The sequence below is a fragment of the Methyloceanibacter stevinii genome (assembly GCF_001723355.1).
GTDB lineage: Bacteria > Pseudomonadota > Alphaproteobacteria > Rhizobiales > Methyloligellaceae > Methyloceanibacter > Methyloceanibacter stevinii.
This window is the reverse complement of sequence record NZ_LPWE01000003.1, coordinates 49,029-63,895: the sequence shown is the minus strand read 5'-3', so window position 1 is coordinate 63,895 and position 14,867 is coordinate 49,029. Positions and strand designations below refer to the sequence as shown.

Annotated in this window: 13 protein-coding genes and 1 pseudogene; 8 read left to right on the top strand and 6 right to left on the bottom strand. The window is 61.7% G+C overall.

Going from position 1 to position 14,867, the window contains the following annotated elements; all coding sequences use genetic code 11:
- Positions 1-24 precede the first annotated feature (24 nt).
- The gene (locus AUC70_RS01930; protein WP_069443347.1) at positions 25-1,641 is read right to left on the bottom strand and encodes a trimethylamine N-oxide permease; all 1,617 of its coding nucleotides are present in this window, start codon (positions 1,639-1,641) and stop codon (positions 25-27) included.
- Positions 1,642-1,849: 208 nt separating this feature from the next.
- Between AUC70_RS01930 and AUC70_RS01925 the strand changes: the two genes are divergently transcribed.
- From AUC70_RS01925 to AUC70_RS01915, 3 genes are all read left to right on the top strand, one after another.
- Positions 1,850-2,632, top strand: coding sequence for an ABC transporter ATP-binding protein (locus AUC70_RS01925; RefSeq protein WP_244505458.1), 783 nt, complete (start codon positions 1,850-1,852; stop codon positions 2,630-2,632).
- Complete coding sequence (locus AUC70_RS01920) at positions 2,625-3,329, top strand: ABC transporter ATP-binding protein (RefSeq protein WP_244462720.1); 705 nt, start codon at positions 2,625-2,627, stop codon at positions 3,327-3,329. The genes AUC70_RS01925 and AUC70_RS01920 overlap by 8 nt, the downstream gene beginning before the upstream one ends.
- Positions 3,330-3,659: 330 nt before the next feature.
- Positions 3,660-3,914: a hypothetical protein gene (locus tag AUC70_RS01915; protein ID WP_141701894.1), complete on the top strand. Its 255-nt coding sequence runs from the start codon at positions 3,660-3,662 to the stop codon at positions 3,912-3,914.
- Positions 3,915-4,012: 98 nt separating this feature from the next.
- On the opposite strand, the gene AUC70_RS01910 is transcribed toward AUC70_RS01915, so the two are convergent.
- The 3 genes from AUC70_RS01910 to AUC70_RS01900 form a co-directional block, all read right to left on the bottom strand.
- On the bottom strand, positions 4,013-5,035 hold the full coding sequence (locus AUC70_RS01910; RefSeq protein ID WP_206599288.1) for a branched-chain amino acid ABC transporter permease: 1,023 nt from the start codon (positions 5,033-5,035) through the stop codon (positions 4,013-4,015).
- A complete protein-coding gene (locus AUC70_RS01905; RefSeq protein WP_069443344.1) occupies positions 5,028-5,900 on the bottom strand; it encodes a branched-chain amino acid ABC transporter permease in 873 nt (290 codons plus the stop codon). The genes AUC70_RS01910 and AUC70_RS01905 overlap by 8 nt, the downstream gene beginning before the upstream one ends.
- Positions 5,901-6,059: 159 nt before the next feature.
- Positions 6,060-7,352 (bottom strand): ABC transporter substrate-binding protein, encoded by a 1,293-nt coding sequence (locus AUC70_RS01900; RefSeq protein WP_069443343.1) that lies wholly within the window; start codon positions 7,350-7,352, stop codon positions 6,060-6,062.
- Between the two features lie 351 nt (positions 7,353-7,703).
- Here AUC70_RS01900 and AUC70_RS01895 point away from each other — a divergent pair, with 351 nt between their 5' ends.
- The 3 genes from AUC70_RS01895 to AUC70_RS01885 are packed head-to-tail and all read left to right on the top strand — an operon-like array spanning position 7,704 to position 9,936.
- A complete protein-coding gene (locus AUC70_RS01895) occupies positions 7,704-8,903 on the top strand; it encodes a molybdopterin-dependent oxidoreductase (RefSeq protein ID WP_083241163.1) in 1,200 nt (399 codons plus the stop codon).
- The gene (locus AUC70_RS01890; protein ID WP_069443341.1) at positions 8,903-9,733 is read left to right on the top strand and encodes a molybdopterin dinucleotide binding domain-containing protein; all 831 of its coding nucleotides are present in this window, start codon (positions 8,903-8,905) and stop codon (positions 9,731-9,733) included. Before AUC70_RS01895 ends, AUC70_RS01890 begins: the two co-directional genes overlap by 1 nt.
- 35 nt (positions 9,734-9,768) lie before the next feature.
- Positions 9,769-9,936 carry a twin-arginine translocase TatA/TatE family subunit gene (locus tag AUC70_RS01885; RefSeq protein ID WP_069443340.1) on the top strand — a complete coding sequence of 56 codons (168 nt, stop codon included), beginning with the start codon at positions 9,769-9,771 and terminating at the stop codon, positions 9,934-9,936.
- Between the two features lie 83 nt (positions 9,937-10,019).
- Here the strand turns inward: AUC70_RS01885 and AUC70_RS01880 are convergent, their stop codons facing one another.
- Together AUC70_RS01880 and AUC70_RS01875 are read right to left on the bottom strand one after the other, a co-directional pair.
- Positions 10,020-10,658, bottom strand: a complete 639-nt coding sequence (locus tag AUC70_RS01880) for a class I SAM-dependent methyltransferase (protein WP_069443424.1) — start codon at positions 10,656-10,658, stop codon at positions 10,020-10,022.
- Between the two features lie 184 nt (positions 10,659-10,842).
- On the bottom strand, positions 10,843-11,607 hold the full coding sequence (locus AUC70_RS01875) for a TorF family putative porin (RefSeq protein WP_083241161.1): 765 nt from the start codon (positions 11,605-11,607) through the stop codon (positions 10,843-10,845).
- Positions 11,608-12,070: 463 nt separating this feature from the next.
- Here AUC70_RS01875 and AUC70_RS01870 point away from each other — a divergent pair, with 463 nt between their 5' ends.
- The gene (locus tag AUC70_RS01870) at positions 12,071-12,826 is read left to right on the top strand and encodes an SDR family oxidoreductase (protein WP_069443338.1); all 756 of its coding nucleotides are present in this window, start codon (positions 12,071-12,073) and stop codon (positions 12,824-12,826) included.
- 119 nt (positions 12,827-12,945) lie between these two features.
- Positions 12,946-14,861, top strand: a pseudogene (gene uvrC, locus AUC70_RS01865) (excinuclease ABC subunit UvrC).
- The last annotated feature ends 6 nt before the right edge of the window (positions 14,862-14,867 follow it).

Here is a 14,867-nt window from a genome sequence, read left to right as displayed (position 1 = left end):
GTCGGAAACCGTACTCGGCCGCGATCAAGCCGATACCCAGAGATGGCAGGCTAGCGTGACGGCCAACGCGCCGGCGAGGGCCAGATAAGGCAACAGACCCCCACGCGTCGCCACTCCCGCCTCCGGGCCGAGATGCATGTCCTCGGCCATGTTCTCCGGATAGACGCCTTTGTCCTGCACATAGTGCCGGTAGATGAAGAACGGCACGGCCAGGAACACGATGACGAAGCCGGTCAGCAAGGTGCCCTGCCCCCATATGTTCGCACCGAGCCCGGCCACGGCCATGTTGACGAACGACATGAGGACGCCGGCGATCAGAAGGAGCCGCGGGACCCGATATGGCCGGACCCAGTGGGGGCGATCGAGCCGGTGGATCCAACCCGCGTTCACGTAGAGAAACGTGAAGACCATGTAGGAGACATTGGTCGCGGCCAGGACGAAGATGTAGTCGGACATCAGGAGCAGGCCGAGGTTGAGAACCAGATCCGTCCACATGGCGTGTGTGGGGGCGCCTGCCTTGTTCACATGGGAGAGGTAGCGCGGCAGCCATCCCTCGACCGACCCCTGATAGGACGTCCGCGCCGCGCCGGACATAGCCGTCATGATGCAAAGCATAATTGCGAGAATCAGCAGCACCGCGACGATGGTTTCCAGGATCAAGCCGCCACCGAGAATGTCGGCCAGAACATGCCCCACATCCATGCCGCTGCGGATACCCGGCGCGATCATGCCTTCGATCCCGAGTGAGCCTTGAAAGGCCAGCGGCACGAGCGTGAAGACCCCGACGCACAACAGCCCCGACGACATCAGCGCCAGAAACGTATCCCGAGCCGGGTCCTTGAATTCGCGCGTATAGCAGGCGGCCGTCTCGAATCCGTTGGCGGACCACAAGGCGACGAACAAGGCGCCGCTGACAGCGATCCAACCCGCCTTGTCCCAGCTGCCGTCGACCGCTTGACCGGCCGCGTCGTAGGCCAGCGGGACCAGCGGCAAGAAATTCTCGCGCGGCATGTCGCCGGTGAACAGCGGAACGATGCCGATCAGAATGAGCGGCACGAGTGCGGCAATCCCAAGCAGCATCGTCACGCGCGCAGACCGAAGGATACCGCCGCGCTGGATCGCGAAACAGCCAAGCAGCAGCGTGGCCGCGACGATGAACGTCGCGTTGATGCGTAGGGTGAGCCCCTCCTTCAGCCATCCGAGATCGGCCAGCACGATTTGCCAACTGGTGATGGCGGCGTCCGGGGCGAAAAACAGGTTGAGAACGTAGCCGGCGCCAAGACCGGCGCCGATCGACAGCACCACCGACCACGCCGACCAATTGCACCACACCGCGATCGGAGCGAACAACTTGCCGTATCGCGACCAGGCGATCGCACTATGGATGGCCGCGCCGCCGGACTTGCCGGGGAACAAACCTGCGATTTCCGCGTAGGTGAAGGCTTGGATAAAGGCCACGGTGATGGCCGCGACCCAGACGAGCCAAGAGGCCTTGCCTGAGGTGGCGGCGACGCCGCCCATGGTGAAAAGAACCAGGGCCGGGACGCCACTGGCGACCCAGAATGCATCCCGCCAACCAATCTGCCTCTGCAGCGATCGCGGGCTTTCGCCGGCGTCTTGTCCCACGTCTTCTACGGCCACCGGCTTTCGATCGTTCCCCGACTGGGACGGTTCCTAGGCCCCGTCCTGTTGTTTTGTTGTCCGCACGAAGGTCCCGCATCCGCCAAAAGCGAGCAATGCTCTGATCGAAGTAACTCCTAAGAGGTACGATCTTGTAAGAATGCAGTGCTCTGTGAAGCTGTGCTAAATCTCGACAAGAATTGATTTTCCGGGGACCACGCACACGCCGATGATGCAGACACAAACGCCCATTCTCGAGGTTCGCGATCTTGGCCGCATCTTTGGCGGCATCGTCGCCATCAACGATCTCAGCCTGACTGTTCGTGAGGGCACGATCCACGGCCTGATCGGTCCTAACGGCGCCGGCAAGACGACGACCTTCAACGTCATCAGCGGCTTCTATCCGCCGTCCCGGGGCAAGATCCTGTATTGCGGTGAGGACGTTTCCGGCCGGCCGACCAGCGCGCTTGCCGAACGCGGCCTGATCCGCACCTTCCAAGGCACCACGCTGTTCCACGAATTCACCGTGATCGAGAACGTTCTGCTGGGATGCCATCGCAGCGCGAAGGCAGGCGTGGTCAGCCGAATCCTCGGAACGGACCGCAATATCGAGGCGGCCGCGAGGGCCAAGGCTTACGGGATTCTCGAGTTCCTCAATCTGGCGCATCTTGCGGACGAGCTGACGGCGAACCTATCGCACGGCCACCAGCGCGCCCTTGGACTGGCGGTCTCACTTGCCGCCGAACCGCGGCTGCTGCTCCTCGACGAGCCCTTTACCGGCATGAACCCCGAAGAAACACGGCAGATGATCAAACTCGTCCGGCGCATCCGCGAGGAGCAGAGTGTCACCATCATGCTGATCGAACACGACATGCAGGCGGTCATGGGCCTCTGCGACATCATCACGGTACTGAACTTCGGAACGCTCTTGACCGAAGGCACGCCGGAAGAGGTTCGCACCAACCCCGCCGTTATCGAAGCCTATCTGGGAACCGCAATCGATGCTGCTTGAGATCAAGAACATCAAAGTTCACTACAACAAGGTCGCCGCCCTGAAGGGCGTCAGCATGGCTGTTCCCGATAAGGGCATCGTCACCATCGTCGGCGCCAACGGCGCCGGCAAGAGCACGACCTTGCGCGCCATCTCCGGCCTTGTCCGGATCAGCGACGGAGAGATCATTTTCGATGGCCAGCGGATCGATCGGCTGGCGCCTGAAAAGATTGTCGCGCTCGGGATCGCGCATGTGCCCGAGGGGCGGCGGGTTTTCCCCGACCTGACGGTTGAAGAGAATCTCAGAACCGGTGCTTTCCTGCGGTCTGACAAGGACGGGATCGAAGCGGATCTCCGCGACGTCTTCAAGCGTTTCCCGCGCATGGAAGAGCGCCGGGGTCAGTGGGCCCGGTCTCTCTCTGGCGGCGAACAGCAAATGCTGGCCATCGGCCGCGCCCTGATGTCCAGGCCGCGCATGCTGATCCTCGACGAGCCCTCCATGGGGTTGTCGCCGGTTATGGTTCAGGAGATGGCGCGTGCCATTCGCGACATCGTGGATCGCGGCGTTCCCGTCGTTCTCGTCGAACAGAACGCCGAGCTCGCCCTGAAGCTTGCGAATTTCGCCTACGTCCTCGAGACCGGAACAATCGCGCTGGAAGGACCAGCACGGGAGCTGCACGACAATGACCATGTTCGAAAAGCCTACCTCGGCGCCTGAGATCTGGAGTCTGCAGGAACTCGTCAACGCCGGCTGGAGCGAAGACGATCTGGCGTGGGAAGCCACCAGCGAGGAAGCGGTCGCGGCCGCATGTGCAGGCGACTTCGAGCGGGCAAAGGCTGAGGCCGGCAGCGCCTTGCGACTTGCGCGCGAGACCTTTGAACAGATCGACCCGCGACTTGGCACAAGCCTCGCCAATTTCGGAATATGTCTCGCGCTGACCGGCGACACGAACGACCTCCCCGCGCTGGTCGCAAAGGCCCTCGAGACCTGGCGCAGCGCTCATCCCTGGATAGCGCGCATGCAGCGCCCCGCGTCGCGCGCAGCTCGATGTTTCACCTCCGCATGGAGGCTCTTCACCGCGATACCTACCGCGCCCTATGGCAGAAGCGGTGGAACGCAATCGCCAAGGACGCGGCAGCGCGCCTGGAGGCTTTGCGGGACAATCCGGGTACGCTCAGCGCGCCCGACGCAGCTGTTTTCACGGCTTGGCGTCGCGAACGGCCGGCCATGTTGAACGACACCCGCAAGCTGCTGGCGGCCGGTCAGCTCTTACTTGCGCCGGCGCCAAATCCTAGCGCCTAGAGCCGCTCTTCCTGTCTGCTTGAGAACTTAGTGGCCGTTATTGCGCGCCGCGTGCGGTTTGCCGCGCGGGCCCGGCCAAGCGCCAGACCCGCCGAGCCTCACTCTGCGACTTGAGGCGACGCGAGGGATCCGTTCCCCTCTTTGTCCCGTCCACGGAACAGTCGCTTGATCTTCGGAACCAGGCTCTCCAGCCCATTGGGCAGGAACAGAATCGCGATGATCAGGAGCGCACCGTAAAACATCGGCCGCATCTCCTCGACACCGAGGGACCGCAGCACGATTTCGTTCACGATGGTCAGGACCACGACGCCGATGATGGGACCGTAGAAGGTGGCCGTGCCGCCGACGATCGCCCAAATTAGTATGTAGACCATCTCCTCGACGCTGAACCTGTTGGGCGCGATTGCCCCCACGTAGTGCGCGTAGAGCGCACCGGCGAGACCGGCAAAGAACGCGGAGAACACGAAGGCGAGCGTCCGGTAGCGGAACGTATTGACGCCGACGGATTCGGCAAGCTTGTCCTGCCAGTGAATCGCATGGAACGTCAGTCCGATGCGCGACTTCTCAATGCGATACAGGATGAGAAGCGAGACCGCGACGACTACGAGGCAGAGATAGTAGTAGTTCACCGGCTCGTAGAAATCGATCGTCAGAAAGTCCGGGAAGGCGGGAATACGCTTGATGCCCTTCGGACCGCCGAACAGAAATGTCAAGTCGCTCCACTTCCACGAAAGACGAATGACCTCGCCCGCCGCAAAGGACGCAATGAGGAAGTAGAAGCCCTTCATGCGGAACAGCGGAAAGCTGAGAAGAAACGCGATAAAGCCCGCCATCGAGGCGCCTGCCAACATGGCAAGCGGGACCGGGACCGACAGCTTCTTTGCCACCAGGGCCGATGTATAGGCCCCCACGCCCATAATGACCGCATGGGCCAGAGACCACTCGCCTGTCAGCGTCAGCAGCCGGTAGCTGCAAACAAGCAGTACGTTGATCACGAGCAGAACCAAGACCTCCTGTTGCGAGAACGACAGGAGATGAGGGAGCACGATGAGCACGCCTGCCAAAAGTACGAACCCAAACGCAGCAGCGAGGTTCACGGAATGACTGTCAGGCTTATGCACGTTCTTTAGCTCCAAATAGTCCTGTTGGCCGCACGATGAGGACGCCGAGCATCAGGAGGAGACCAACAATATTCGCCAGGGTCCCGTCGTAGAGCGTCGTCACGAAGGTGTGGACGAACGCGTAGAGGATCGAGACCAGCACAGCCCCTTCCAATGAACCGAGGCCGCCAACGATAATGATGATGAAGGCGGAGACGACGACGGGGTGCCCCATATAGGGCGTTGGTGAAACCAACGGCGCAGTCAGAGCGCCGGCGACGCCGGCAAGCGCCGCGCCAATGAACATCGCCAAGCGTGCCGTGTTGTTGATCGACATGCCTTGAAGCACGGCCGCTTCCCGATCTTGAGCACAGGCTCGCAACGCCCAGCCAAACTTACTCTTGCGCAAGAATACCCAAAGCGCCCCCAGCAGGGCGACGGCGGCTACGATGACGTACAGTCTCTGGTAGGTCAGAACGACCCCGTCCATGAAGACAATTTTGTCCTGGGTCGACGGCGGCACGTTCTTCATCCGCACGCCGAATCCGAGAACCGCAATCGTCTGCAGGATGAGGAGAAAACCGATCGAGGCGATCAGGCCGCCCAGCGGATTATCGCGTAAGGGCCTGAACAGCGCGAGCTCCATGAGAAGCCCGAGCACCCCGACAAAGGCGAGCCCGGCCGCGACCGAAAGAAAGAATGGCAATCCTTGGTCGGCATATAGGGCCACGACAGTATAAGCCCCTGCCATATAGAGCTCGCCGTGGGCAAAATTGACCACGCCCATCACGCCGAAGATGAGGACGAATCCAACCGCGATAAGCGCCATGTAGCTCGCGGCATAGGTCGCGTTGACGACTGTCTGAAAGAAAAGTTCTGCTGTCATTCCATATCGCTCCGCCGCGCACCCGGCCCAGTATGGGGCCGGGTGCCAGCAGTCGTTTGCACAGAAAGAATGGCTCTGGCGGGTCCGCGCCGTTCACGGCGCGCGTTGCCGATGTTAATGTTCGCGCCGCGTTTGCGAACCAGCCTGCGCCAAGTCTATTTAGCCGCGCTGATAGTACATCTGATTGAGCGCCTTCATGTGCTTGATCATCAGATCGCTATGCTTTTCCCACCAGGCGGGGATGGACTTGAAGTCCTGAATCTTCGCCTTGCCATCCTTGATAGCCACGACGGGCCACTCGCCAACGAGCGCGTTGTCGATGCCAAAGAGCTCCTTGCCCCACCACTTGGCTTCGCCAAACGCCTGGCGCCCCGTACCGCCTACCTTCATGGCCTCGAGCACCTTGACCGGTTCGGTCGTTCCGGCGCGTCCCGCGGCGTCAGCCCACAGATCCATGATCGAGGCATACTCCCACGACACCGCGCTCCACTCGCCCTTTCCGTAGCGCTTCACGTACTCGCTGTAGAAGTCATTCGGCTTGTTGAAGTTGACGTGCTCGGCATTCATCGCCGGGTCGTCGAAGTCGGGGAACTGGAAGATGAAGCCTTCCATGAACTCCTTGGAGGTCTTCTCGACCAGCTTCTCATAGAAGTCTGCCGTACAAGAGATCATCTGGCCCTTGAAGCCTTGCTGGAACGCCTGCTCCACCAGCGGATGCACATAATCCGCGTAGCATGTATCGAGGCAGATGATGTCGGGCTTCAGCGCCAGCATCTTGGACATGAGGGGCGCGAAGTCGGTCGTCGCCGGATCGAAGAAGATGGGTTCGTCGAGGACCTCGATGCCCGCGGCCTCGAAGGCGGCGAGGTAGGTCGCCACAGACGGCTTGCCTAGGGAATCATCCTGCGCGCAGACGACGGCCGTCTTGAGTTCCGGCTTGTTCTCGGCAAGCCACTCAACGCCCGTCACGTTGTAGATCGGGTGCACCTCACACGGCGCAACCAGGAGCTCCGTCTCGGGGCTCAGGTCGCTCGGCAGAAGGGTCGAGAACAACATGTTCTCTTTCTCTGCGATCGGAGCGGCACCCGGCCACGGATCGCCGCCGAGCATCATGACGAACTTGACGTCGTCTTCCTTGACAAGCTTCACCGCGCCGGTCCGTGCCTTGCTCGGATCGTACTCGTCGTCATAGGCGATAAACTCGACCTTGTACGCCTCATCGCCGATCTTGACGCCGCCATCCGCGTTGACCCAGTCCGCCCAGATCTTGCAGCCGTCCAGGCCTGGCTTTCCCCAGGCGGAGACTTCGCCGGTCAAGGGAGCGAGGAAACCGATTTTGACCACGTTGTCCTTGCCGAAGGCGAACTTCGGCATCGACACGCCGGCCATGGCCGTTACCGCCGCCGTGGTTGCGAGAAAGTCGCGGCGACTAATCGTGAATTTGCTTGTCATTTAGTCCCTCCACGTCAAAAGACGGCACGACCGCGAGTGCGAACGGCCTGCCTGTTACACGCATTTCAGATGGGTGGTGAATGGGTGGTGCGGCGCAGTGGACGGTATGAAGCTCAGTTCGGTTATTCATGATGCCCAAGCTTCCAAACCGCGAGTTGCGCCACCAGTTTTCCGGCCTCGAAATCGGGCCGATATCGTTCTGATGCTCGGTAGTTTCGGTGTTGGAACGACGGCGGGGCAATCCTCTTGAGTGAGTAACTCCTAGGGGGTACGGAAATACATTAGACTTCTAAAAGACCACTTGGCAGAATTGAGCGATGAAACCTTGAGCAAGTCCTTCGAGGATTCATCATGCCAAGTGAGACGATCATAAAAACGACATGCGCACGCGACTGCTACGACGCGTGCGGAATAGCCGTGCATACGCGGGACGGGTCCATCACCAAGGTCATTGGCGATCCGGAGCATCCTGTGTCGCACGGAAAACTCTGCGGTAAATGCGCCATTGCCTACAACGGCGCATGGCGCGATCCGGCACTTCGGCTTTCCTCTCCCTTGCGGCGTGCGGGACCGAAGAGCGAAGGCAAGTTCGTCGCGATCTCCTGGGACGAAGCGCTCGCGGAAGTCTCCGAGCGCTTCAGGCAACTTGTCGCGCAAGACAACGCACACACTATTCTGCATACGCACTATACGGGCACAGTCGGCGTCGTAAACATCGCGTTTCCGCTGCGCTTCTTCCACCGCCTGGGCGCGACCGAGGTCGACCCCGACACGGTTTGCAACAAGGCCGGCCATGCGGCTTTGGACCTAACGTTCGGCACATCCGTTGTCGGCTTCGATCCACGCACGGCGCGGGATTCACGTTGCATCCTCATCTGGGGCGCAAATCCATCTCACTCGGCCCCCCACCAGGACCAGCGCTTCATAGCTGAGGCCGCTGCGGCTGGGACAACGATCATCGTCGTGGATCCGATCGAGCACGCCACGGCCGCCGCATCGGACATGTTCCTCAAGCTGCGCCCGGGCACCGACGCCGCCCTGGGATTTGCATTTCTCAACGTGATGAAGACGAACGGCTTAATCGATTGGGAGTTCGTCGATGCGCATGTCCTTGGCGCCAAGTCGCTCATGGAGACGATCGACCGCACAACCCCTGCCGTGGCGGAGAAGCTATGCGGCGTGCCGGCCGATTTGATCGAGAAGGCGGCCCGCGCCTACGCGGAAGGCCCCTCGTTGCTCTGGCTCGGACAGGGCGTGCAACGTCAAACTTATGGCGGGAATGTCTTCCGCGTCCTGTCGGCGCTCGTCGCCTTCAGCGGAAATGTCGGCCGCCCCGGCGCGGGTTTCCTCTATTTGAACGGTCCCGACCGCCGCGGCATCGACATGGACACGGTCGCGATGCCCGAGCTCGCGCGCGGCGAGACGCCGTCCATCAGTCACATGGACCTGGCGGCGACACTCGAACAGCCTGAGTTGGCGAAGGCACTCGTCACCTGGAACAGCAATCCGGCAGCGTCCTCGCCGGAGCAGCGGCGTCTGCGCAAAGCTTGATGCGCGACGACCTCTTCCACGTTGCGGTGGAACTCTTTCATACGGACACGACGTCCTACGCGGATATCGTTCTTCCTGCGGCGAGTTTTCTCGAGTGCAACGATCTGGTCCTGTCTTATTTCGACCTGACGCTGTCGGCCCAGGCGAAGGCTGTCGATCCTCCCGGCGATGCCGTGCCCAACCATGAGATATTCCGGCGATTGGCGGGCGCGATGCGCTATGAGGAGCCTGCTCTGTTCGAGAGCGAGGCCGATCTCATCGAGAGATTGCTCGAGCAAACGCCTTACGCCGGCAGCTTCACGGACCTAGCGGCGGTCGGGACGGTCACGCTCTACGACGAGCCCCAAATACAGTTCCCGGACCTTTCGTTCCCAACGGAATCGAAACGCATACAGCTCGCGAACGACGCCGCGGTCGAACTCGGACTTCCGCGCGCCCCGACCGCCCATGCGGACGAGCGGCCTCAACCCGGTTTTCTGCGGATCGTTTCGCCCGCATCGGCCTGGCTCATGAACTCGAGCTACGGCAACGATTCCGTTATCCAGAAGAAGCTCGGCGCGCCATCGATCATTCTTCACCCCGAAGATGCGGCCCAATACGGCGTCTCGGACGGAGATCCGATCGTTCTGGTGAACGACATCGGACGATTGACGCTGACCGTGACTGTCTCCGAGATCGCACAGCCCGGCATGGGAATTGTCTACAAAGGCCGCTGGCCGGGCACGACGGATGCCGATGCCAATGTCAACGTGCTTGTCTCCGGCCGAAAAAGCGACCTTGCGGAAAACACGACCGTTCATAGCACCGAGGTCCGGCACGAGAGGGTCTGACCCCACATGTTCAAAGACGAGAAAGAGGACAATCCATGGGACCGAGTTGGTGGCAAATCGCAGTCGTTATTGCCTTGTTCGTGCTTCTCTTCGGCCGCGGCAAGATATCCGACGTCATGGGAGACGTGGCCAAGGGCATAAAGAGCTTCAAGGAAGGAATTGCCGACGAGGACGTCGACAAGGTCGATCGCCACACCGGTTAGTTGTCCGAACCGCTGGAATGCAGTGGGTACGCCGGCCGCGTGCGCGTAGACCTGTGCTCGCTCCAGAACCGGAGGCCCCGCCCCTAGCGCGCAACGAACAACGCGACAAGGCCGCGCTGTTCGACCTCCACACGGGCAAAACGGCGATTCAGACCATCCGTCAAAGCGGCTAGGCTGTCCTCGGTATTATTGAAGACGCCCCGCTCGTTGTAGACCTTGAACAATGATCGGGCGGGCCCGTTGGGCCGCACGCCCTCACCGAGAATCGTGGCGCCGAACAGGCACGCATCTTGTGCCATGAGTGGCTTGAGGTGATCGAGCACCACGAGCTTCTCCGCCATGGACCCCGGCAGACAGTGAAGCACGTAGGTCAGCGCCACCGACGAGAACGGCGCAAGATCCAATGTCAGCGGCTCCAAGAGATTGGCCACCCGGCACTCCGGCTCGAACCGCGCCAGCCGCCGCGCCGACACTCTCAGGCAATGCGTGTTGATGTCGAGCAAGACCAGGCGGTCGAACGCCGTGCCGGCACGGTCGAGAAAAAGACCCGTGCCGACCGCGGCTTCCAGGTGGTTCGCCGACAGATACCGCCGATAGAGATCCGTGATCGTCGACGTCGGACAGCGCCACGCGAACCGATTGGAGAGACCGTGAACCGCAAGGTCGTAGAACGACAAAGAGGCGGGTGTATAGATGGCGTGAGCCTTTGCGACAGCGTCCATCGTGGCGACGGCATTTGCCCCGGCGCGCGCGACACCGCCCCGCGCTGATTCTGGACAGGGCGACGGGGCCCCCTCTTCCGATTTCGTCATCGCCTGAACATACGGGTTGGCTGAAAACGCGCACCAAAAAAGAAAAAGGGGCGCCGAAACGGCGCCCCTTTGGAAGGTAGTGTTTGGGTAAGTCTTAGAACGATGCGCTGATCGTACCGACAACGCGGCCGTCGCAGTTGTCGCCGGCACCAGGGGCGCCACCGCAACCAATATCGCTCAGATCGGTATCCCAGTAGCGGATATCGGCGGCCCAGTTGTCCAGGAAGCCGAGGGTCAGACCCGCATTCCAGTACGTGTAGTCCGTACCGGCATCGGCCCACTGAAAGCCGACCACACCGCTGACGCTGGGGGTGAAGAAGTTGAACCACTCATTGGCGAAGGCGTACTCGCCGCCGACCTCAAGAACGTCGTAGTCGGAGTCGGTACCCCAGTAGTTGGTCACGCCGAGGGTGAAGGCATCACCGAAGGTGTACGAACCGCCCGTCTTGATTTCGACGATGTCGATGCCGTTGGCACCCGGGTAGGTGTACCACAGGACGCCGATATCGAGGTCGAAACCGCCAATCGTCGGAGCGATACCACCGTAGTAGTCGATCTCGAGGCTGTCAGCGAAATCGACGTTCGAGCCCCACATGCCGACATAGAACATGCCGTAGGATGCATCGAGCGAACCCTGAACGGCCGGGTTCTGGTTGGTCTGAGAAATACCACGGAACACGTAGTCCGTGGTGAAAGCTGTCGTAGCGCTGAGCTCAAGCTGGTTACCAGAGCCACCGCCGAAGGGGCCAAATGCCTGGTCTCCAGGATCTTGCGCCTGTGCCGCAAGGGCGGAACCCGCAACGAGCGCCGCTCCCAAAACTGTAGATTTGAAGATCCCCGCAATATCACGCCGAGCCATTATCCAGTCTCCTGCTTTTCGCCTGTCCCTGACGACTTGATTTCGTTGTTTAGGATGCTGCTGACACGCTGTGTTCGCGGTGCAACGTCCCCCGTGGCTTTGACAATAGTCAGGGCTTTTGGGGAAGCAACGAAAAAGCAAGGTTGTGTCGAAATCTAAGAACCCAGTGTGTCTTATCTGCAATGGTTTGCAGTTTTTGATACCGCATTGGGCTTGAGAGCCGCTCTGGTCAGCCTACCTATTTGGCCAAATGCACAGTTGATAGGCGTTTTGTCGTCGGACTTTGGTGAGGTGGCCGCGGCGACCTGGGCGGGCCGGGGCGACTCAGTGCGGAATCGCGACCCCGCACCACGTCTTGTTCGCCAGATTTCGCTCCCATAGAGTGCCGATCCCACTTGGTTGGGACCCGCTTGGCGGGTTTTTTCCGATATTTCCGGCAGCAGCCTACGACTCGAAGGACACTATGGCCGCCAACCCCTTGGAAGCCTGTGCATTGGTGACAGGCGCCGCCCGCCGCTTGGGCCGGGCCATCGCGGAAGACCTGGCGCGCACCGGGTGGCGAGTCGCGATCCACTTTCAGACCTCCGAGGCGGACGCGCGCAGCCTTGTGGCGGAAATCGAGGCTTTCGGCGGACGTGCGGCAGCCGTTCAGGCCGATCTGTCGGAGATCCAGGCCTTGCCGAGCCTGATCGAGGACAGCGCCAAGGCCCTCGGCCCAGTGACCTGCCTCGTGAACAACGCCGCCTGTTTCTCCTGGGACTGGCCGGACGATTTCGACGAGACCGGCTGGACGCAGCATCACGAGGTGAACCTCCGTGCGCCGGTTTTCCTGACCAAAGCCTTCGCCAAGGCCCTGCCGGACGGGGTCGAGGGCAATGTCATCAATCTGATCGATCAGAAGGTTCACGCGCTGAACCCCCATCACTTTACTTACACAGTCGCAAAATCAGGCCTTTGGACCGCGACTCGTACCCTCGCCCAGGCCCTGGCGCCCCAGATCCGGGTCAACGCCATCGCGCCCGGCCCGGTGCTGCCCTTCGAGGGCCAGTCGGACGAGGATTTCGCGCGCGAATGCCGTGACACTTTGCTGAAACGCCCGGTCCCCATGAGTGACATCACGGCGACGGTCCGCTTTCTGTTAGAGACAGGGTCGATCACGGGCCAGATGATCGCGCTGGACGGCGGGCGGCACCTCAACTGGCGCGCCGACGCCGGCTAAGGCGATACTTGTACTATAAGCCCCGTCGAGGGGCACCCTTGAAGGTGGCCGGAGCCACTCCCTAGTTTGAATGACAGGTGTGCCCCGCGGAGACGTCGGCGCCAACACAATACGATTCCATGACACCGGAAAGCTCTGATAGCGAAAGCGCAAACCCGCCGCTGCAGCGGGAACCGGACGCGATTCCCGAGACGGGAGCCGCCGTCATCGCGCGCCATGCGAAGCTCGCCCCGCCCGGCCCCGGCGTCTATCGCATGTTCGATGCGGACGGACAGGTTCTCTATGTGGGCAAGGCGCGGCACCTGAAGAAGCGCGTCCAGAGCTACGCGCGCGGCACCGGCCACAACAATCGTATCGCCCGCATGATCGCCGACACGGCGGCCATGGAGTTCGTGACCACCAAGACCGAGATGGAGGCGCTCCTCCTGGAGGCGAACCTCATCAAGCGGCTGAAGCCCCGCTACAACGTGGTGCTGCGGGACGACAAATCGTTTCCCTTCATTCTGATTGCGCGCGACCACCCGGTGCCGCAGATCCTGAAGCACCGCGGGGCACGCAACCGCAAAGGCGACTATTTCGGCCCCTTCGCGTCGGCCGGTGCAGTGGGGCGGACCATCAATACTTTGCAGCGCGCCTTTCTATTGCGGTCGTGCTCCGACGGTTACTACGAGGCCCGCACCCGCCCCTGCCTGCTCTATCAAATCAAGAGATGCAGCGCGCCTTGCACCGGCGAGATCTCCGAAGAAGCCTATGGCGAGCTTCTCGACGAGGCGCTGGGGTTCCTGCGCGGCGAAAGCGATGAGGTGAAGCATCGCCTGCGCGCCCTCATGGAAGAGGCGAGCGAGGCCCAGGACTACGAGCGCGCGGCGGGGTTCCGCGACCGGCTGACGGCGCTGAGCCATATCCAGTCGCATCAGGGCATCAACCCGCACACGGTGAAGGACGCCGACGTGTTCGCGGCCCACCAGGAGGCGGGGCAGACCTGCATCCAGGTCTTCTTCTTCCGGGCGGGCAATAATTGGGGCAACCGGGCCTATTTCCCGCGCGCGGACAAGGCCCTGCCCGCGGAGGAGGTGCTCGAAGCCTTCATCGCGCAGTTCTACGACGACAAGCCGCCGCCCCGGCACATTCTGCTGAGCCACGAAATCGCGGGCCAAAGCCTGCTGGCGGCCGCCCTGGAACTGAAGGCCGGGCACAAGGTCGAGGTGCTGACGCCCCAGCGCGGCGAGAAGCGCGACCTGGTCGAGCATGTGCGGACGAACGCGCAGGAAGCCTTAGGAAGACGTCTCGCCGAACACGCCTCGCAGCGCGACATATATAGAAGACTGGCCGAGGCTCTCGATCTGGAGGAGCCGCCCGAGCGCGTCGAGTCTACGACAACAGCCATATTTCGGGGACAAACCCCGTCGGCGCCATGATCGTGGCCGGGCCCGAAGGCTTCCAAAAGGCCCAATACCGCAAATTCAATATGAAGGGCGACGGCCTCACCCCCGGCGACGACTACGCCATGATGCGGCAAATGCTGACCCGCCGCTTCAGCCGTCTTCTGAAAGAGCGCGAGAACGACGACGAAGACAAATGGTCCATGCCGGACCTGGTTCTGATCGACGGCGGCCCCGGCCAGCTCTCCGCGGCCCACGACGTCCTGGAGGAGCTCGGCCTGACCGACATCAATCTGGCAGCCGTGGCCAAAGGCCCGGACCGCAACGCCGGGCGCGAGCGCATCTACCGCAAAGGCAAGGAGACTTTGATGCTCGAGCCGCGCGATCCGGTGCTCTATTGCATCCAGACCCTGCGGGACGAAGCGCACCGCTTCGCCATCGGCGCCCACCGCACAAGGCGGAAAAAAGGCATCACCGCCTCGCCCCTCGACGAGGTGCCGGGCATCGGCCCCACTCGCAAGCGGGCCCTGCTCCAGCATTTCGGCTCCGCCAAGGCCGTGAGCCGGGCGGGAATCGCCGATTTGGAGAGCGTTGGCGGCATCAGCGAACACATGGCGAAAACGATCTACGATTTTTTCCATGAACGCGGTTAGCAGCGC